Consider the following 19,314-nt stretch of genomic DNA (forward strand, 5'->3'; position numbering starts at 1 on the left):
TCATTTTGCGCAGCAACCTCATTTCTGCGCAGCAGAACATCATAAAAAAAGAAGCACGCATCTGCGTGCTTCTTTTTTATTCATATTGTTACCGCAGCGGCAGCACATCCTCATCCTCGTTGATCTCTTCCATCATCCCGTCCGCAAAGTACCAGCCTCTGCCGTACAGCGCCTCGCTGCCATCGGCGCACAGGATATACGAGCCGTCCGGCAAAGCGAGAAAATGCCGCTTTTTGCTGTCGGCAAGGGCGATGTCCTCCACCTTCTGTCCGTCCAGCACATGATCCCGGATGAACTGGTAATGGGGCAGGATGCGGGTCTCGGTCAGGCCAAGGCCGTTCATCCAGCGGGAGTAGTGCGGGTCGGCGGCTTCGCCCGGTTCCTCGGGCGCGGCGTACACGATGTGGGCGGCGTTCATGCTGCCGGCACTCACGCCTAGCACGATGCCGTGGTAGTTGTGGAACAGCCCCGGCAGGCCCAGCTGAGCAAAAAAGTGGTTCTGGGTGGGCACGTGCCCGCCGCACAGCATCACAAAGCCGCTTTGGGGCAGAAGAGAACCGATCTCCTCGGCATTGCGGGCATCGCAGGGGATGAGCGCCGTCAGGGGCAGGTGGGCGTTCGCAAAGCTCTGGGCAAACACCCGGCACATCTCGTCGTTCTGCTCGTAGGCATAGGGGTCTGCCGCAATGGCAAGGCCCAGCACGGCGTGATCCGGCCAGACGGCCCGCAGGTTCGCCACAAAGTGGTTGCGGGTGTCCAGCACCGGAATATCCGGCCCCGGCTCAAAGGGGCAGCCGCTGGGGCTGCTGGTCAAAAACAATGTCATAATGATCCCTCGTAAAACAGTGAATAAGAAGCTGTGTCCATTCTAACACGATTTTGCTGCCAGCGGCAGAGCCAGAATCACCAAAAAAATCCCCCGCTTTTCGCCGTTTCGCAGAAAGCAGGGGATTTTATCATGCCTTTCGGTAATGGAATACCTTGTCCTTGGTGAGGAGCATGGCAGCGCTCACGGCCAGAGCTGCCAGCTCGGCGGCGGTGACGGCCAGCCAGATGCCGTCGATGCCCAGCAGCAGCGGCAGCAGGAGAATGGCGATCACCTGAAACGCCAGCGTGCGCAAAAAAGAGATCAGCGCGCTGGTCACGCCGTCGCCCAGCGCCGTGAAGAAGGAGGACGCATACACGTTGAAGCCCATGATGAGGAAGCTCAGCGCATACAGCCGGAAGGCCCGGCTGGTCAGGGCCAGCAATTCCGCATCGTAGCCCACGAAAATGCGCGCCACACAGGGGATGATGAACATGGAAGCCAGTGTCAGGGTTACGGCCACCACGGCGATGAGCCGCAGGCTTTTCCGGTAGAGGTTGTGCACCTCGGCGTGGTTGCGGGCACCGTAGTGGAAGCTGACGATGGGTGCACTGCCCACGGCATAGCCCACGAACACCGCCACGAACAGGAAGGCCGCGTACATGATGACACCGTAGGCGGCCACGCCGTTCTCACCGGCCAGACGCAGCAGCTGGTAGTTGTACAGGATATTGACCAGCGACATGGAAAGGTTGGTCATCAGCTCGGAAGAGCCGTTGATGCAGGCATCCCGCAGTACTTTGCTGTAAAAACTGGTCTTGCACAGGTGCAGGCGGCTGGAGTTGCTGCGGTCGATGAAGTAGAACACCGGCAGTACGCCGCCCACCAGCTGGCTGATAAAGGTGGCAATGGCTGCGCCCTCCACGCCCCAGCCCCAGATCCCCACCATCAGCACATCCAGCACCATGTTGGTGCAGCCCGCGCCCACGGTGAACCAGAAGCCGAGGTGCGGCTTTTCGGCGGTGACGAAAAAGCTCTGGAACATATTCTGCAGCGCAAAGGTGGGCAGGGACACCATCAGGATGCGTCCATAGCGCACCGCATAGTCCAAAAGCTCCCCCTTGGCACCCAGCAGCACGGCAATGGGCCGCAGGAACACAATGCCCAGCACGGCCAGCACACTGACCGAGACCAGAGCCGCCAGCAGGAACAGGGTAAAATAGCGGTCGGCCTTTTTCTGGTCGCCCTCGCCCAGCGTGATGCCCACGATGGCGCTGCCGCCGGTGCCCAGCATAAAGCCGATGGTGCCCAGCAGCATGGGCAGCGGCATGATGAGGTTGACCGCCGCAAAGGCCGTCTTGCCCACAAAGTTGGAGACACACAGGCCGTCCACGATGCCGTAGATGGAGGTGAACAGCATGGTGCCGATGCAGGGCAGTACGAACCGCAAAAGGCGGGAATAGGTGAAATGGTCGGAAAGCTGGATCCGCTGCTTGGACATGGCGTCCTCCTTTCTGCACAAGGTGCAAAAAACGGGCCGGATAAATGTCCGTGAGTGCACGCCCGGCCTCGATCTGCTTCGTCACTACGGCAACGAAACCTCCGGCGGGGCGCTGTCTGCACGGCATCTTATCCGGCCCGTTTCAAATTACGTTGAAAACGGTCCTCCGATGAACCAAAAAAGAGCATATCAGAATTTATTTTTGTTGTCAAGGCAGAAAAATCAAAAAATCGGCATTCGAGGGTCAAAATTCATAAACTGTCTCTTTCCAACGTTTATCAAACCTGTTAAACTGATAAAAGTTTTTTTATGGATCCGGAAAGGAGAACTCCTGTTTTGATGAAACGTTTTTATACCGCCATCGTGCGCCGCCGCAGGCTGGTGCTGGCGGTGTTTGCACTGGCGGCTGTGCTGAGCGTGTTCGCTGTGCGTCAGGTAAAGGTGGATTACGATATCAACGACTATCTGCCGCCGGAATCCCCCTCCACCACCGCCATCGAGGTGATGAACGGTGCTTTCACCGGCGGCATCCCCAACATGCGGGTCATGGTGCGGGATGTCACGGTGCCGCAGGCGCTGGAGTACAAGGAAAAGCTTGCCGCCATCGATGGAGTGTCCTCCGTTGCATGGCTGGACGACAGTCTGGATGTGACAGTGCCTTTGCAGATGCAGGACACCGCCACGGTGGAGAGCTATTATAAGGATGGCTGCGCCCTGTTCACCGTGACGGTGGAGGACGAGAAGCGTCTGGAAGCCGTGGCTGCCGTGCGGGATCTGATCGGGGAGGGCAACGCGCTGGAGGGCGCGGCAGTGTCCACTGCCGTTGCCACCAACTCCACCGTGACCGAGGTGGCAAAGATCGCCGCCATCGCGGTGGTGTATGTGCTGTTCATCCTGATCCTGACCACCGATTCCTGGGCGGAGCCGCTGCTGGTGCTGACGGGCCTTGGCGCGGCCATCCTGCTCAACAACGGCACGAACCTCATCTTCGGCACCATCTCGTTTGTGACGAATGCGGCGGGCAGCATCCTGCAGCTGGCGGTGTCGCTGGACTACTCGGTGTTCCTGATCCACCGCTTTGCGGAGTGCCGGGCTGAAAACCCGGATGCCAGCCCGGAGGAGTGCATGGTGGATGCCCTGTGCAGATCCACCGGCTCCATCCTGTCCAGCGGCCTGACCACCGTCATCGGCTTTCTGGCACTGGTGCTCATGCAGTTCCAGATCGGCCCGGATCTGGGCCTTGCGCTGGCAAAGGGCGTGGTGCTGAGCCTTGTCACCGTGTTCACCTTTATGCCCGCGCTCACGCTGGCAGCGTATCAATGGATGGATAAGACCCACCACAGGCCCCTGCTGCCCAGCTTTGACAAGTTTGGCCGCTTTGTGGCCCGCATCATGCTGCCCATGGCGCTGGTGCTGGTCATTCTGATGGTGCCCAGCTATCTGGCCTCCAACTCGAACCAGTATTACTACGGTGCCGCCCACATGTTTGGCGAGAACACCCGTCTGGGTGCGGACACCGCCGCCATTGAAGAGACCTTTGGCCGCAGCGACACCTACGTTGTACTGGTGCCGGAGGGCGACACCGCCACGCAGCAAAAGCTTTCGGATGCATTGCACGCCATCCCGGAGGTGACCGGCATCCTTTCCTATGTGGACAACGCAGGCGCGTCCATCCCGCCGGAGTTCGTGCCCGGGGATACACTGGGGCTGCTGGTCTCCGGCGGCTACACCCGCATGGTGCTGACCGTGGATGCCGACACCGAGGGCGATGGGGCCTTTGCGCTGGTGGAGCGGGTGCGCGCCACGGTGCAGCAATATTACCCGGACAATTATTATCTGGCCGGTCAGGGCGTGAGCACCTATGACCTGATGGACACCATCACGGCCGACATGGTCAAGGTGAACCTGCTGGCCATCGGCGCAGTATTCCTGATCCTGCTCCTCATGAAGCGGCAGCTGCTTTTGCCCATCATTCTGGTGCTCAGCATCGAGACCGCCATCTGGATCAATCTGGCCATCCCGTACTTCCGGGGCCAGCACGTGTTCTACATTGCCTATCTCATCATCAGCTCGGTGCAGCTGGGTGCTACGGTGGATTACGCCATCCTCTTCTCCGACCGCTATCAGGAGTTCCGCGAGACGCTGGGCCGCAAAGAAGCCGTTGCGGCCACGGTGTCCGCGGTGACCACCTCGGTCAGCACCACTGGCAGCGCCATGGCGGTGGTGGGCTTCCTGATGGGAGCCATTTCCACAAACCAGCTGCTGGGCCAGCTGGGCAATTTTCTGGGCGTGGGCAGTCTGGTGTCGCTGGCCATCGTGCTTTCGGCACTTCCGGGCTTTTTGTATCTGGCCGACCCGCTCATTATAAAAAAGAAAAAACAGCCGAAGGAGGTTTGACCGAGATGAAACATCGATTTGTGCGCCGGGTGTCGGCGCTGGCGCTGGCAGGCTGCCTGCTGGCGGGCAGCAGTCTGCCAGCTTTTGCAGCAGCCTCCGCTGCCAAGGAAGAGGTCATTTATGCAAATCTTACGGCCTCCGGTGCTGTGACCGGCGTGTACGCCGTGAACAGCTTTTCCGTGCAGGCGGGGGACACCGTTGCGGACCACGGCAGCTACACTGCCGTGCGCAATATGACCACGAGCGATGCCGTGGAGCAGAGCGGCGATACGGTCACGGTGCATGTGACCGAGGACGGCAAGCTCTATTATGAGGGCGCCATGGACGCCGCCACGGCCCTGCCGTGGGTGGTAAAGCTGACCTATACGCTGGACGGGGCAGAGATCAGCCCCGACGAGCTGGGCGGCAAAAGCGGTGCCCTTTCCATCCGGCTGCAGGTGAGCCGCAACCCGGACTGCACCGGCAGCTTTTTTGACGACTACGCGCTGCAGGTGACCATGAGTCTGGACACCGGCCTTGCCCGGAACATCAGCGCGCCGGGCGCTACGGTGGCGAATGTGGGCAGCAAAAAGCAGCTTTCCTACATCCTGCTGCCGGGCGCGGACAGCGACGTGACCGTCACCGCCGATGTGACGGATTTTGCCATGGACGCCGTTTCCCTGAACGGCGTGCGGCTGAACCTGAACCTCGACCTCGGGGATATGGACCTGACCGGGATGCTGGAACAGCTGCAGAGCGGTTCCGTGCAGCTGGACGATGGTGCCAACGCGCTGGCAGACGGCATTGCGCAGGTGCAGGCGGGCATCGACACCCTGAACGGCAATTCCGGCGCCTTGACCGGCGGCTCAGCCCGGGTGCGTGCCGCCCTCACCCAGATGCAGACCGCGCTGAACGGCATCTCTGCCTCCACCGATGAGCTGAACACCCTGCTGAATGCCTCCACCCAGATCCGGGACGGCATTGTCCGGCTGGATGAGGGCGCGGCACAGCTGGAACAGCAGGTGAGCTTTGAAGCCTACAAGGCCATCCTGAAAGAGAACGGCCTTGACCTTGACGTGGTAAAGGATGGCAATGCCAAGGCCATCCAGCAGCTGCAGGGCATGGTGTGGATGATGCCGCAGCTCAAGGATGTGATCCTGCTTTTGCAGGGGTCTACGGCCAACATCGATGCCATGCAGACCTATCTCGACACCGTGAACGGCGGAATTGCCCAGCTGCACGAGGGCAGCAGCACCCTGAACGGCAGCTACGGCGAGTTTGATGCCGGGGTGCGTCAGCTGGCCGGTGTGCTGACCGGGATGCTGGGCAATCTCTCGGTGCTTACCGACGGCGTGAACCAGCTTGCCGCCCAGTACGTCCAGCTGGACAACGGCCTGAACGCCTACACCGACGGCGTAGCCCAGCTGAAAGCGGGCGTTGCGCAGCTGGCGGAGGGGGCGTCTCAGCTGACCGGCGGCACCGGCGAGCTGCGCAGCAGCGTTTCCGGCATCGACATGGATGCCCAGCTGGACAGCCTGCTGAACAGTCTTTCCGGCGGCGGGGAGGTGCAGAGTTTCACCTCGGCAGAGAACACCGAGGTGGGCGCGGTGCAGTTTGCGCTGCAGACCACTGCCATCACGGCCCCGGCCCCGGCTGCCCAGCCGGAATCGGCAGCTGTGACCCTGACCTTCTGGCAGAAGCTGCTCAAGCTGTTTGGGCTGTATAAAGGCTGATTTTTATGATACGGGGGATGCTTCCCGCATAGAGCGTAGTCGCGTGTTTAAAGTTTCATGCCTTTTGCAAAATGCATCGCCGCCGGGGATGTTCTCTTTTGCGTGCCAAAAGAGAACCAGAAAGGACGGCGGTGCCCGCAGGGCATGAAAGCCCCAGTGGGGCTTTTAAGCCGCAGACCGGTTTGCGTAGCAAATACCGCGCGTTCAGCGCGGCAAGGTCTCCGCTACTTTCGAGGCGCGGGCGGCGGCGGGTTGCGGCTCCCTGCGTCTGCTTTGTGCCTTGGACGGCACTCGCATTCTGCAGGCCGCTGCCCCAACAGCTCCTCCCTGTTTCGGCCACTGGCCGCGGTCGTCGCCGTTGCAAACTAGGGGCTGCACGCCCCTAGTAACCCCAAAGAAGATGGGCTCCATACAAAAAATCCAAGTCGCTTCGCTAAAGGATTTTTTGTGTTACGCCGATTTCAAGGCCCCTCAGCCGCTGCTGCGGCAGCTCCCCGCAGGGGAGCGGGCGCGCTCGTAAGCTTTGTACTCGAGCCAGTAACTTTGCCGCTATGCCAAGGCCTCTCCCTTTGGGAGAGGTGGCAGTGAGTGTAACGAACTGACGGAGAGGGCTAGCCTGCTTTCTCCCGCGCTGCCGTTTGCCGTCCAGTTCCCTCCCGTGAAAAGCGAAAGCCGGAAAATCCGCAGATTTTCCGGCTTTCTTTCTATAAAAATAATCGTTCCGCTAAAGATGCCCAGAGCGAAGCGGAGGGCATTTTAAATCGTTTTGCTGACATCATTCAAAATGGTATTCCACCAGTTCGCAGTTTTTGATGCCCGCAGCTGCGTATTCCTCGTTGGTCATGTCGTAGAAATAGGACTGCACCACCCGGGCGATGCCGTTATGGGCTACCAGCAGATAGGTCTTGCCGGTGTCGGCCTTCAGCTCGTCCAGCAGGTTATAGATGCGCTGGGCCAGCTGCATCATGCTCTCGCCGCCGTCGTAGCGGTCGGCGAAGTGGGTCTTGGAAACGCGGAACTCGCCGCCGTTGCGGGGCGTGCCCTCGTATTTGCCAAAGCACTGCTCCCGCAGGCGCGGCTCACACCGGGCGGGCAGGCCGGTGGCCTCGGCAATGGCCATGGCGGTGTCGGCGGCGCGGGACAGGGGAGAGTACAGGATCTCATCGATGTGCACCCCGCTGGCTTTGACGGCTTCGCCCAGCTTCCGGGCCTGCTGGCGGCCCCGCTCGGTGAGGGGGCTGTCGGTCATGCCGCAGATCTTGTTTTCAACGTTCCAGACGGTCTCTCCGTGGCGGGTGAAATAAAGCGTATGCATGGGTGGCTCCTTACTGGTCGTATCCCGCCTCGATCTCGCGGATGCGGGTGTAGAAAAAGTCGTTGGCAGGGGTGGGCATCCCGTACTTCTTGGCCCGCTGGCGCACCACACCGGCAAACTCCTCCACCTCGGTGGGGCGCTTTGCCAGCACATCCTGCCGCATGCTGGGCATGCCCTCGGGGTTAAAGGTGGGCATCATGGCGTCGATGAACCTCACATCATTGTCCGGCGGCAGGGGCACGCCCTCAAGGTTCGCCAGCCGGATGACCTCCTGCATGGCCGCGCGCATCATGTCCTGTGCTTTGCCGGGCTGGCGCAGGCCGCCGTAGGGCTGGTCAAAGGCGGCTGCGGCCTGATTCAGGCCATCATTCACCATCAGCTTGTTCCACTGCTTGTAAAGGATATCCCCACAAGGCTCGTTGGCAATGCCGCACTCGTCCAGATAGTCGGCCACGGCCTGCACGCGGTCGGTCATTTCGCCGCTGCGCTCACCGAACTGGATCTTGCCCGCCTGATTGAACACCAGCGTGCGCCCGGTGCGGGTGGCATCCATGCCGATGGCAACGCTCCACAGGGTGTGGCCGGGATAGGCTGCGTCAATGTGCTCCTCGCTGGTGATGCCGTTCAGCACGCTGAGGATCACGGTGTCCGGCCCTACGAACTTTGCGATATCCTGAATGGCCTGTTCCAGCACCGTGGCCTTGACGGCCACCAGAAGCAGGTCTACCGGCCTGCCCTCGGCGGGGGTGACATAAGAGAACTTGCATTCTTCGCCGTTACAGACGACCGGTTCGGCAGAGTAGCGGGCAATGCGCTCCTCATCGGCAATGACCTGCACGCCGGGCATTTTGCGCCCGAACAGGATACCCAGTGCGCCCAGACCGATCAGGGCCGAAGTTTCGATCTTTTTCATAAGTTCCTCCTGCATTTTATGCTTTTTTCAGTGTGCCGTCTGCGGTCAGGACGACCATGCTGCCCTCGTCGATGCCTAGGCGGGTGAGCTCTTTGTCCGGGTAGGGCAGGGTGCGCCGCTCCCCGGCGGGATCGGCCAGCGTGACATCGCACAGCACCGGCTGACCGGCGGGCAGCTCCTCGCAGCCATACATCTGCTCTTCAATGCGCAGAACGCGGTAGGTAGTCTCCATAGCAGCTAAACTCCTTTTTGTAAATACAGCATTTTTATTATAAAGCTCTGCGCGGGGCGCGTCAACCGCATTTGGCTTGACAGCCGGCCGCCCGGCTTGATAAAATAGGAATGATTTTTGGAACAGGGGGCAGTCACATGAATATTACGGAACTGCGTTATCTGGTGGCCATCCGCAAGTGGGGCTCCGTGAGCGCGGCGGCAAAGCAGCTGTATGCGGCCCAGCCCAATGTGAGCAAGGCGCTCAAGAATCTGGAAGAGGAATACGGCATCCGCATCTTTGAGCGTTCGTCCACCGGCATGATCCCCACCGAACAGGGACGGCATTTTATCCGGCAGGCAGAGCGGGTGCTGGACGAGGTGGACCGGCTGGATCTGGATGCCCGCAGCCGGCAGAGCAGCTGTGCGGAGCTGCGGGTGGTGCTGCCCCACGCCACCTACGCTTCCTACGCGACGGTGGATTTTTTGCAGCAGATGGCAGACAGCCAGCAGCTGCGGGTGCATATCCGGGAATCCGGCTCCATGGAAGCGCTGGACCATGTGCTGCGGCGGGGCTATCATCTGGCCCTGCTGCGCTACGCGGAGGAGGATGAGGATTATTACCGCCGCTACTGCGACCGTCACGGCCTGCACCGGGAGCCGGTGATGGAGTTTGAATACCGGCTGCTGACCAACCGCGAAGGCCCGCTGGCAAAGTGCGAAGTGACCGACATCACCCAGCTGAACAGCTATATGGAAGTCCTGCATGGTGATTTCCAGCTGCCCGGCGGTGAGGACAGCGGCCTGCGCTGGCATACGAACCCGAACCGCCGCATCCATGTGTATGAGCGGTGCAGCCAGTTTTCTATCCTGCAGAACCTGCCCAATGCCTATATGTGGGCTTCGCCCATGCCAAAGCGGGCGCTGGAACAATACCATCTGGTACTCAGAAAATGCCCGGCCCAGCGCCAGCGCATGAAGGATGTTCTGGTCTATCCGGACAGGGGAACCCTGCGCCCGGAAGAGCAGACCTTTGTGCAGCTGCTGCACAAGCAGGCGGCGCTGACCGTGAAATGACCGCCGAAACCGGTTAAGAACTGGCAAAACATCGGAATGCGGAAAAACCGGAAAGCAAAGGAATTTGGCCGACAGCCGCAGCGCTTTATGCGCTGCGGCTGTCTTTTTGCTGATAAATCGAGCGAAAAAGAGACGAAACATCGGCTAAAAAACTTTGCGGCTATATGGTCTTTGATATGCCCCCATACCAGAAGCATATTATCACTTTTATGAAAAATATGTTAACATAGACCCAGAAAGCTGGCCGGGATGAATGGAAAATATGGAAAATGCTTCCATGATTCCGGCACAAAGAAAAAGGAGGTTTCTGGTATGATCAGTTTCTTACTCTGTCTGGCGATCCTGATCGTGGGCTACTTTGTCTATGGTAAGATCGTGGACAACACCTTCGGCCCGGACGACCGCGAAACGCCTGCTGTGCGCATCAATGACGGCGTTGACTACGTTGTGATGCCCCAGTGGAAGCTGTTCCTCGTTCAGCTGCTGAACATCGCCGGCCTTGGCCCCATCTTTGGTGCCATGCAGGGCGCATTGTGGGGGCCTGTGGTGTTCCTGTGGATCACCTTCGGCACCATCTTTGCAGGCGGCGTGCACGACTACTTCTCCGGCATGATGAGCGAGCGCAACGACGGCGCTTCCATCGCCGAAATCACCGGCAAGTACTTAGGCCCTGTGATGCAGAACGTCATGCGCGTGTTCTCGGTAGTGCTGCTCATCATGGTGGGTACTGTGTTCGCGGTGGGTCCCGCAGGCCTGATCGTGGAGCTGTGCAGTCAGAGCGGCGCTTCCGGCGTGCTCACCTCGCTGCTGTTCTGGCTCATCATTATTCTGGTGTACTACTTTATTGCAACCTTTATCTCCATTGATGCCGTCATTGGCAAGATCTACCCCATCTTTGGCATCTGCCTGATCATCATGGCCATCGGTGTCATCTTCGGCATCTTCACCAATCCCGCCTACACCATCCCGGAGATCTGGGATCACTTTGGCAGCATGCATCCGTCGGGCACTCCCATCTGGAGCTTCATGTTCATCACGGTGGCCTGCGGTGCAATCTCCGGCTTCCACTCCACCCAGTCGCCCCTGATGGCCCGCTGCATGAAGAGTGAGAAGCAGGGCCACTTCGTGTTCTACGGCGCAATGGTCTGCGAGGGCGTTATCGCTCTGATCTGGGCCGCTGCTGGCTGCAGCCTGTACGAGGTGACCGGCGGCCTGAACACCGGTCTGGCCGAAGCACTGGCCATGGGCCAGTCCAAGGCTATTTATGATGTCTGCTCCAAGACCATGGGCGGCGTTGGCATTGCTCTGGCAATGATCGGCGTTGTCATCTGCCCCATCACCTCCGGCGATACCGCGTTCCGTTCCGCTCGTCTGACTCTGGCCGACTGGTTCAAGATCGATCAGGACAGCTACGCAAACCGCCTGAAGCTCTGTGTTCCTGTGCTGGGCGTTGGTGCTTTCCTGGGCATCGGCAACGCACTGGGCTTCATCAACTACACCGTGATCTGGCGCTACTTCAGCTGGACCAACCAGACGCTGGCCATGATCGTTCTGTGGGCTGCATCCATGTACCTGTTCAAGGAGAAGAAGAACTACTGGATCACCGCTGTGCCCGCTACCTTCATGAGCGCGGTCTCTTCCACCTACTTCATTCTGGCTCCCGAATGCCTGGGAGGCCTGCTGAACGCCAAGACCGCAGAAGGCGCAACCATCTACAACACCGCCGTTGCATACCCCATCGGCATCATCTTTGCCATTGCAATGCTGGCAGTCTTCCTCCACGCAACGAAGAAGGCAGCCCAGAAGGCATGACACGATATATACAAAGATATATACAAATGATCTGCTGAATAAGGCACCCTCCGCTGAAATGGCTCGGCGGAGGGTGCCTTGTATTTTGCGGCGTTTCAGGCAAAGAAATCACGATTTGCGGAGAAAATTGAAAACGATTGAGCAACTTGCACAAAAGCAGGCCAGAAAGTTTGGCAGCAGCGGCTTTGACCGGTTCCGGGAAAGGTCTTTGCCGGGGAATTAAGAAAATTTGTCGTGAACGCGATAAAAATTCTTTGCGGGTATTCCGCGGAAGCATCTTGCCATATACTTTTTGATATGGGAACCATACCAGAAAAATATTAACTGCTTTATGAAAAAAGTGTTAACATGAAGCCAGAGATTGGTCAGAGCCGCAGCTGGGCACGCAAAATGCTGGCTGTGGTTTGAATCAAAAAGGAGGTTTCTGGTATGATTAGTTTCTTACTCTGTCTGGCGCTCTTGATCATCGGCTACTTTGTCTATGGCAAGATCGTTGACAACACGTTCGGCCCGGACGACCGCGAAACTCCTGCTGTGCGCATCAACGACGGCGTTGACTACGTTGTGATGCCCCAGTGGAAGCTGTTCCTCGTCCAGCTGCTGAACATTGCAGGTCTGGGCCCCATCTTTGGTGCACTGCAGGGTGCTCTGTGGGGTCCCGTGGTGTTCCTGTGGATCACCTTCGGCACCATCTTTGCAGGTGGTGTGCATGACTACTTCTCCGGTATGATGAGCGAGCGCAACGATGGCGCATCCATCGCTGAGGTCACCGGCAGATACCTCGGACCTGTCATGCAGAACATCATGCGTGTGTTCTCTGTTGTGCTGCTGATCATGGTTGGTACCGTGTTCGCAGTGGGCCCCGCAGGCCTGATCGTTACCCTGTGCAAGAACAGCGGCATGTCCGGTCTGCTGACCACCACCCTGTTCTGGCTGATCATCATTCTGGTGTACTACTTCATCGCAACCTTTATTTCCATTGATGCCATCATCGGTAAGATCTACCCCGTGTTCGGCATCTGCCTGATCATCATGGCTGTGGGCGTTATCTTCGGCATCTTTACCAACCCCGCCTACACCATCCCCGAGATCTGGGCAAACTTCGGCAACATGCATCCGTCGGGCACTCCCATTTGGAGCTTCATGTTCATCACCGTTGCCTGCGGCGCTATCTCCGGCTTCCACTCCACCCAGTCGCCTCTGATGGCTCGCTGCATGAAGAGTGAGAAGCAGGGCCACTTCGTGTTCTACGGCGCAATGGTCTGCGAGGGCGTCATCGCTCTGATCTGGGCCGCTGCCGGCTGCGCACTGTACACCATCACCGACGGCAAGATGGCTGGTCTGGCCGAGGCTCTGGCTGCTGGTCAGTCTGCTGCCATCTACGACGTGTGTGCAAAGACCATGGGCGGCGTTGGCATTGCTCTGGCAATGATCGGCGTTGTCATCTGCCCCGTCACCTCCGGCGATACCGCGTTCCGTTCCGCTCGTCTGACCCTGGCCGACTGGCTCAAGATCGATCAGGACAGCTACGCAAACCGCCTGAAGCTCTGCATTCCGGTTCTGGGCGTTGGCGCTTTCCTTGGCATCGGCAACGCACTGGGCTTCATCAACTACACCGTGATCTGGCGCTACTTCAGCTGGACCAACCAGACGCTGGCCATGATCGTTCTGTGGGCTGCATCCATGTACCTGTTCAAGGAGAAGAAGAACTACTGGATCACCGCTGTGCCCGCTACCTTCATGAGCGCTGTGTCCTGCACCTACTTCGTGCTGGCACCTGAGTGCCTGGGCAAGATGATCAATACTTACGCAGACGGCAAGCTGGTCGCTTACAACACTGCCGTTGCATACCCCATCGGCATCATCTTTGCAATCGCAATGCTGGCACTCTTCATCCATGCCACCAAGAAGCACACCGCTTCTCAGAAGGCATAAGGATGTCTGCCGCACCGCATAAGCCTTAAACTCTGACACCCCCGCCGCTGCACCCCGCAGTGACGGGGGTGTTTTGACATAACAGACAAACCTTTTGTGCAAATCTTAGCAGCAGAAGGGGTTGCATTTTGAGGGCTGCAGTGCGAAAATAGAACCGGTGATTTTATTTGGAATGGCTGCAGCATCTGCGGCTGGACCGGAAACTAACAGTAAAGAAGGGAACTTCCATGATCTTCAAACCTGCACAGCTGGGTATGGCAAAGCTTGATAATCAGGAGCTGGTGGAGGACAGAAAGTCCTGCAAAAAGATCGGCCCCTGCGGCGTTGGCAAAAAGGCGCTGTACCTCAACAGCTTTTACATCGATCGCCGCTATTATCTGCCCTATGGCAGCATCAGCCGCGTGTTCAAGCGGGTGGCTATGAGCTCCGGCGGCTTTACCGGCAAGGGCATGTTTGCCTCCATGGCCTACCTTGTGGTGGAGTACGATGGCGGCAAGCAGAAGCAGTGCAACTTCAAGGACGAGCGGGATGTGGACAAGCTGCTGGAGGTGCTGGCCAAAGAGCAGCCGCAGATCCATCTGCTCAGCGCAGCCGGTGAACAGATGCTGCAGAAGAAGGAAGCCGAAAAGGCCTCCCGCAAGCTGCCGGAAAGCGAGCTGACCGACGATGCCCGTCACAGCATCACCGTGCTGCGCAGGGCAAAGGAATATCTGGAAGCAAAGCCGGAAATCGCCGATGAGCTGAGTGCAGCCGAGCGCCGCAAGCGCGCCCAGCTGCAAAGCAAGCCGGTGTACCGCTATGTGGCACTTGCCATCTTTGTTATGGGCATCGTCTCCGCGGCCTACGGCCTGTATGCCGTTACCACCCACACCGGCGGCTATGGCATCTACTTTGCACTGTTTGGCTTTGCAGCCATCTTCCTGTTCTCCAGCTACAACATGCTGCCCACTGCCCACAACAACCACAGCGCCATCATGAAGCGGGCCGAGAAGGCCGAAGCTGCTATGGCAGAATACGTGAAGCACTACCCGAACGGTGCCTTCCCGGTGCCCAGCCATTACGCACATCCCATCGTGCTCAAGCAGATGGCCGATGCCATTGAAGAGGGCCGCGCCGTCACCGTGCCGGAGGCTTTGACTGCCGTGGAAAACCGCCTGAAGTCCCTGAATGCAGACGTGCAGGTGGAACAGGAGGAATACGACGAGGTGGTGGTCATCAAAGCGATGTTCCTGAACCACGATTATCAGTAAAAAGTAAGCAAAGAGGGCTTTTCCTTCGGGGAAGGCCCTTTTGCTTTGCCTAACTTCTTGCACAGCAGAATCGTTCGTTTTATAATGAAAAAGGAGAGTCTTTACACCCACGAGTGGAGGAAACAGCTATGGATATGGTCACCCTTGGCAGCACCGGCATCACGGTGAACAAAAATGGCTTCGGCGCACTGCCCATCCAGCGCATCTCGCAGGAAGATGCCGTCTATCTGGCCCGCAAGGCTTACAAGGCAGGCATCCACTTTTTTGATACCGCCCGCGCCTACACCGACAGCGAGGTGAAGCTGGGCGAAGCCTTTGACGGCATCCGCACGGAAGTGTATATCGCCACCAAAACGGCAGCGCAGAACGCAGAGGACTTTTGGAAGGACCTGCACACCTCACTCACCAACCTGCGCACCGATTACATTGACCTGTACCAGTTCCACAATCCCGCATTCTGCCCGAAGCCAGGCGACGGCTCCGGCCTCTACGAGGCTATGCAGGAGGCCAAAGCCAAGGGCATGATCCGGCATATCGGCATCACCAACCACCGCCTGAAGGTGGCCCACGAGGCCATTGACAGCGGTTTGTACGAGACGCTGCAGTTCCCGTTCAGCTATATCTCCGGTGAGCAGGAGCTGGAATTGGTGAACAAGTGCAAGGCGGCAAATATGGGCTTTATCGCCATGAAGGGCCTGTCCGGTGGACTGATCACCAACAGCGCCGCAGCCTATGCCTTTGAGGCGCAGTTCGATGGAGTTCTGCCCATCTGGGGCGTGCAGCGTGAAAGGGAACTGGACGAGTTCCTCTCCTATATCGACAACCCGCCGCGCATGACCGACGACATCCGTGCCGTCATTGAGGGGGATCGTGCCGAGCTGTGCGGCGAGTTCTGCCGCGGCTGCGGCTATTGTATGCCCTGCCCGGCAGGCATCGAGATCAACAACTGCGCCCGCATGAGCCTGCTGCTGCGGCGTTCGCCCTCGGCAGAGCATCTCAGCCCCGCAGGTCAGGCCAAGATGAAAAAGATCGAGGGCTGCCTGCACTGCAACCGGTGCAAGGCCAAGTGCCCATATGGTCTGGATACCCCCGCCCTGCTGGCCCGCAACTATGAGGATTACAAGCGCGTTCTGGCCGGTGAAGTAAAAGTTCAGTAACACAAAAGCTCCTGCCCATTCAGACAGGAGCTTTTGTGCTTTATGCGGCAGCTTTTGGCTGCTCAAAAATCCTCATCGATTCCTTATAGCAGTGTGCGAAGTACACGATCTCGGCAAGGGCGGTCAGCGCCCAGCTGCAGGGGTACAGTGCGTACAGCGAGGGAATGGTGTGAAAGTGCGCGAAGATGGTGTATACCCAGATCACCCGGAATACGCAGGAACCCATTACCACAATAATGGTGGGCACCACCGTCTTGCCAAGTCCGCGGGAAGCGGCGATGGTGCAATCCATAAAGGCGGAGATGCAGTAGGCAAAGCCCATCACGCCCACGCGCTTCATGCCGGCATCAATGACGGCGCTCTCGGTGGTGAACAGGGCAAGGAAGGTGCGGCCAAAGAGGAACAGGCTTCCGCCCAGGATCAGGCCCACACCAAAGGAGTAGGCCAGACTGATGAAATAACTCTTCTTTACGCGGTCCGGCTTGCCAGCGCCGTAGTTCTGGCTCATAAAGCTTGCACAGGCCATATAGAATGCGGCCATGCAGTCGTAGATCATGGCATCGGCATTGGCGGCGGCGCTGTTGCCCTTGACCATGAGAGAGTCGAAGGAGTTGACCCCTGCCTGAATGAACAGGTTTGCAATGGCGAAAATGGCATTCTGGAAACCGGACGGAAGACCAAGGCCCAGAATGCTCTTTGTTGTGGCGGGGTCCAGATGCAGCTTTTTGGTGTCCAGCACGTAGCAGTCCTGCACTTTGGTCAAAGCGTGCAGGATCAGCCCGGCAGAGACGCACTGCGAAATGGCACTGGCCAGCGCCACGCCCATGACGCTTAACTGGCACACGATGACAAAGAACAGGTTCAGTGCAATGTTCAGTGCGCCCGCAATGGACAGGTACATCAGCGGCTTTTTGGTGTCGCCGATGGCGCTGAACACAGCGTTGCCGAAGTTGTACAAGGCCAGAGCGGGCATACCAAGGAAGTACACCCGCAGGTACAGGATGGCACCGGGCAGCAGGTCGTCCTTGGTGTTCAGCAGCCGCAGCATGAAGGGGGAACCCAGCAGGCCGACGAACAGCAGCACCACACCCGCAATCAGGCTGACGATGGCGGCGGAGTGGACAGTCTTTTCCACATCGTGCTCGTGCCGTGCACCGTAGAAGCGGGCCACCAGCACGTTGATGCCGCCGCTCAGGCCGATCAGGAAGCCGGTGAACAGGCTGACGAGGATGCTGGTGGAACCCACCGCGCCCAGCGCTGTAGAGCCTGCAAACCGGCCTACCACGGCCACGTCCGACATGTTGAACAGCACCTGCAGCAGGTTGGAAAGCGCCAGCGGCAGACTGACCAGAAAGATCTGTTTGGCCAGAGGGCCTTCGGTCAGTGTTTTGGTATTTGATTTCATGTTCTCTTTTTATCCTTTAACCTAAACCGTGCCCGCGCACACCGGGGCACACCCTCTATTATATGGGCCGCTGCGGCTTTTGCAAGATAGCATCGACATTTCATATTTGATTTTTTTGTGTGGCTGTGCTATACTACTTTACACCGATGAAATGAATATGTGCGATCGTAGCTCAGCTGGATAGAGCGTTCGGCTCCGACCCGGAAGGCCAGAGGTTCGAATCCTCCCGGTCGCACCAAGAATCCCCGACACACTTTCGTGTGCCGGGGATTCTTTTTGTGCAACCGGGAGGATTCGAACAGCAACGACGACGACCGCAGCCAGTGGCTGAAACAGGGAGGAGTTGTTGGGGCCGCGTTCTGATTTTTCAAAGCCCTGCCAAGGGGCTGCAGAAAAATCAGCAAACGCAACCCGTCAGGCCCTGCACAGCAGGGCAAGCAATCAGCCCAGCGGGCTGTTGCTTAGTGCGCGGTTCCCAGCGTGTAGGAATGTCTAACAACAGGCTGCGATTTACGGTGCGTCGGGAGGATTCGAACAAGGCGGCGGCGCGCAGCGCCGCAAGCAAAGCCACAGCGCGGCTTTGCTTAGCCTGCGGTCGCCAACCTGTAGGAATGTCTAACGAGAGGACTACGGTTCATCCGGGGAAAAATCGAACTGTCCTGAAACCCGTAAAACACATCTGTGTTCTGGTTTTTCTTTTTTCAGTGCGCCGGGAGGATTCGAGTTATCCTTTTTTGTTTTTCATCCAGATGCGGTACAGCCCGTCTGTGATGAGGGTCTCCCGGTATAAAATGGGGGTGCAGCATGCTTCCCGGATGGGAATGGGCAGATTGCCGGTGGCGTAGAATGCTGTCTGCGGGCCAAGCTCTGCGCAGAAACGTTCCGCCAGACCGTCCAGCAGGCTGGCGGTGCCCAGTACAAAGCCGTTCTGCAGGCAGGAAGAGGTGCTCTTGCCCAGAATGGATGCAGGAGCCTTTGCAGCAAGGTCGATCTGCGGCAGCTGAGCGGTGTTCTTTACCAGTGCGCTCAGCGAGAGCTGCGGCCCGGGTAGAATCACTCCGCCCACAAGCTCCTGCTTGGCATTGACTGCCATCATGGAGATAGCGGTGTCGGCTGAGATCACCACCAGCGGCCCGGAACACTCTGCCAGTGCAGCAACAGCACCGCATAAAAGCTCGGCACCCAGCTGGGCGGGGTTGTCCAGCCGAAGCTTGATGCCGCTTTTCAGGCCGGGGCCGACCGTCAGGATGCGTGCATTGCAGAGGATACGCAAAGCGGAAAGAACCCGGCCGCTCAGCACGGGCACTACACTGCCCAGAATACCGCCTTCAATTTGTGCCGGCGATGCACCGTGCAGAGAGAGCAGATTCACCAGACGGATGGCGTATTCGTCCACCGTTGCGGCGGTATCAGAGTGCAGCCGTCCACAAAAACGCAGAGTATCCTGCTCGTAGCCGCCCACGGTGATGTGGGTGTTGCCAATGTTGACGGTGAGTATCATAAACAAAGCCCTCCTCTGCAGCGCAATATAATGTATATATAATATAATAGCGCGCCCGCCGCGGATACTGACACAGGACATGGCGCTTCTCCCTTATAGAATAAATATAGCTACCTTACACAGGATGCTGGGGGATGACTCCATAATACGTTCTGCCCGCCGCCTTGTCAAGAAAAAGGCACGTCCTGTAACGGGTGAAAAACAGGGAGATCCTTTATTCTGCAAAGAAATTGGAAAAAATCTGTCAAAAAGTGTTGACAAGGAGGCGGGGGTGTGGTATTATACTTGAGCGCCAAGCGCTGAGGCAAAAGAATGACTTCCAAA

General features: G+C 58.3%; 14 protein-coding genes and 1 tRNA gene. 8 read left to right on the top strand and 7 right to left on the bottom strand.

Annotated elements, in window-relative coordinates; genetic code table 11:
- Positions 1-88: 88 nt before the first annotated feature.
- Positions 89-826 (bottom strand): Type 1 glutamine amidotransferase-like domain-containing protein, encoded by a 738-nt coding sequence (locus tag QZL71_RS07355; RefSeq protein ID WP_005937502.1) that lies wholly within the window; start codon positions 824-826, stop codon positions 89-91.
- 130 nt (positions 827-956) lie between these two features.
- The gene (locus QZL71_RS07360) at positions 957-2,306 is read right to left on the bottom strand and encodes an MATE family efflux transporter (RefSeq protein WP_120081256.1); all 1,350 of its coding nucleotides are present in this window, start codon (positions 2,304-2,306) and stop codon (positions 957-959) included.
- A gap of 339 nt (positions 2,307-2,645) precedes the next feature.
- Between QZL71_RS07360 and QZL71_RS07365 the strand changes: the two genes are divergently transcribed.
- Positions 2,646-4,703: an efflux RND transporter permease subunit gene (locus tag QZL71_RS07365; RefSeq protein ID WP_294648384.1), complete on the top strand. Its 2,058-nt coding sequence runs from the start codon at positions 2,646-2,648 to the stop codon at positions 4,701-4,703.
- 5 nt (positions 4,704-4,708) lie between these two features.
- On the top strand, positions 4,709-6,415 hold the full coding sequence (locus QZL71_RS07370; RefSeq protein ID WP_294648385.1) for a hypothetical protein: 1,707 nt from the start codon (positions 4,709-4,711) through the stop codon (positions 6,413-6,415).
- A gap of 775 nt (positions 6,416-7,190) precedes the next feature.
- On the opposite strand, the gene QZL71_RS07375 is transcribed toward QZL71_RS07370, so the two are convergent.
- The 3 genes from QZL71_RS07375 to QZL71_RS07385 are packed head-to-tail and all read right to left on the bottom strand — an operon-like array spanning position 7,191 to position 8,875.
- Positions 7,191-7,730: a histidine phosphatase family protein gene (locus QZL71_RS07375; protein ID WP_097776749.1), complete on the bottom strand. Its 540-nt coding sequence runs from the start codon at positions 7,728-7,730 to the stop codon at positions 7,191-7,193.
- A gap of 10 nt (positions 7,731-7,740) precedes the next feature.
- Complete coding sequence (locus tag QZL71_RS07380) at positions 7,741-8,643, bottom strand: ketopantoate reductase family protein (protein WP_294648386.1); 903 nt, start codon at positions 8,641-8,643, stop codon at positions 7,741-7,743.
- Positions 8,644-8,659: 16 nt separating this feature from the next.
- Complete coding sequence (locus QZL71_RS07385; protein WP_005938496.1) at positions 8,660-8,875, bottom strand: hypothetical protein; 216 nt, start codon at positions 8,873-8,875, stop codon at positions 8,660-8,662.
- Positions 8,876-9,012: 137 nt separating this feature from the next.
- On the opposite strand from QZL71_RS07385, the gene QZL71_RS07390 reads away from it, so the two are divergent.
- The 5 genes from QZL71_RS07390 to QZL71_RS07410 all read left to right on the top strand — a co-directional run bounded on the left by QZL71_RS07390 (position 9,013) and on the right by QZL71_RS07410 (position 16,084).
- Positions 9,013-9,930: a LysR family transcriptional regulator gene (locus QZL71_RS07390; RefSeq protein WP_044953327.1), complete on the top strand. Its 918-nt coding sequence runs from the start codon at positions 9,013-9,015 to the stop codon at positions 9,928-9,930.
- A gap of 312 nt (positions 9,931-10,242) precedes the next feature.
- Positions 10,243-11,742, top strand: a complete 1,500-nt coding sequence (locus tag QZL71_RS07395) for a carbon starvation CstA family protein (RefSeq protein ID WP_097781033.1) — start codon at positions 10,243-10,245, stop codon at positions 11,740-11,742.
- A 429-nt stretch (positions 11,743-12,171) separates the two neighbouring features.
- The gene (locus QZL71_RS07400; protein ID WP_097774059.1) at positions 12,172-13,677 is read left to right on the top strand and encodes a carbon starvation CstA family protein; all 1,506 of its coding nucleotides are present in this window, start codon (positions 12,172-12,174) and stop codon (positions 13,675-13,677) included.
- Positions 13,678-13,904: 227 nt separating this feature from the next.
- A complete protein-coding gene (locus tag QZL71_RS07405; protein ID WP_005936936.1) occupies positions 13,905-14,927 on the top strand; it encodes a hypothetical protein in 1,023 nt (340 codons plus the stop codon).
- Between the two features lie 128 nt (positions 14,928-15,055).
- Entirely contained in the window at positions 15,056-16,084 is a 1,029-nt protein-coding gene (locus QZL71_RS07410; protein ID WP_005936938.1) for an aldo/keto reductase, read from the top strand.
- 40 nt (positions 16,085-16,124) lie between these two features.
- On the opposite strand, the gene QZL71_RS07415 is transcribed toward QZL71_RS07410, so the two are convergent.
- A complete protein-coding gene (locus QZL71_RS07415; protein WP_294648387.1) occupies positions 16,125-17,489 on the bottom strand; it encodes an MATE family efflux transporter in 1,365 nt (454 codons plus the stop codon).
- 161 nt (positions 17,490-17,650) lie between these two features.
- On the opposite strand from QZL71_RS07415, the gene QZL71_RS07420 reads away from it, so the two are divergent.
- Positions 17,651-17,727 (top strand) — tRNA-Arg (locus QZL71_RS07420).
- A gap of 486 nt (positions 17,728-18,213) precedes the next feature.
- Here the strand turns inward: QZL71_RS07420 and QZL71_RS07425 are convergent.
- Positions 18,214-18,990 carry a type III pantothenate kinase gene (locus tag QZL71_RS07425; protein WP_044953371.1) on the bottom strand — a complete coding sequence of 259 codons (777 nt, stop codon included), beginning with the start codon at positions 18,988-18,990 and terminating at the stop codon, positions 18,214-18,216.
- Between the last annotated feature and the right edge of the window lie 324 nt (positions 18,991-19,314).

This window comes from uncultured Faecalibacterium sp. (assembly GCF_900066275.1).
Classification (GTDB): Bacteria; Bacillota; Clostridia; order Oscillospirales; family Ruminococcaceae; genus Faecalibacterium; species Faecalibacterium taiwanense.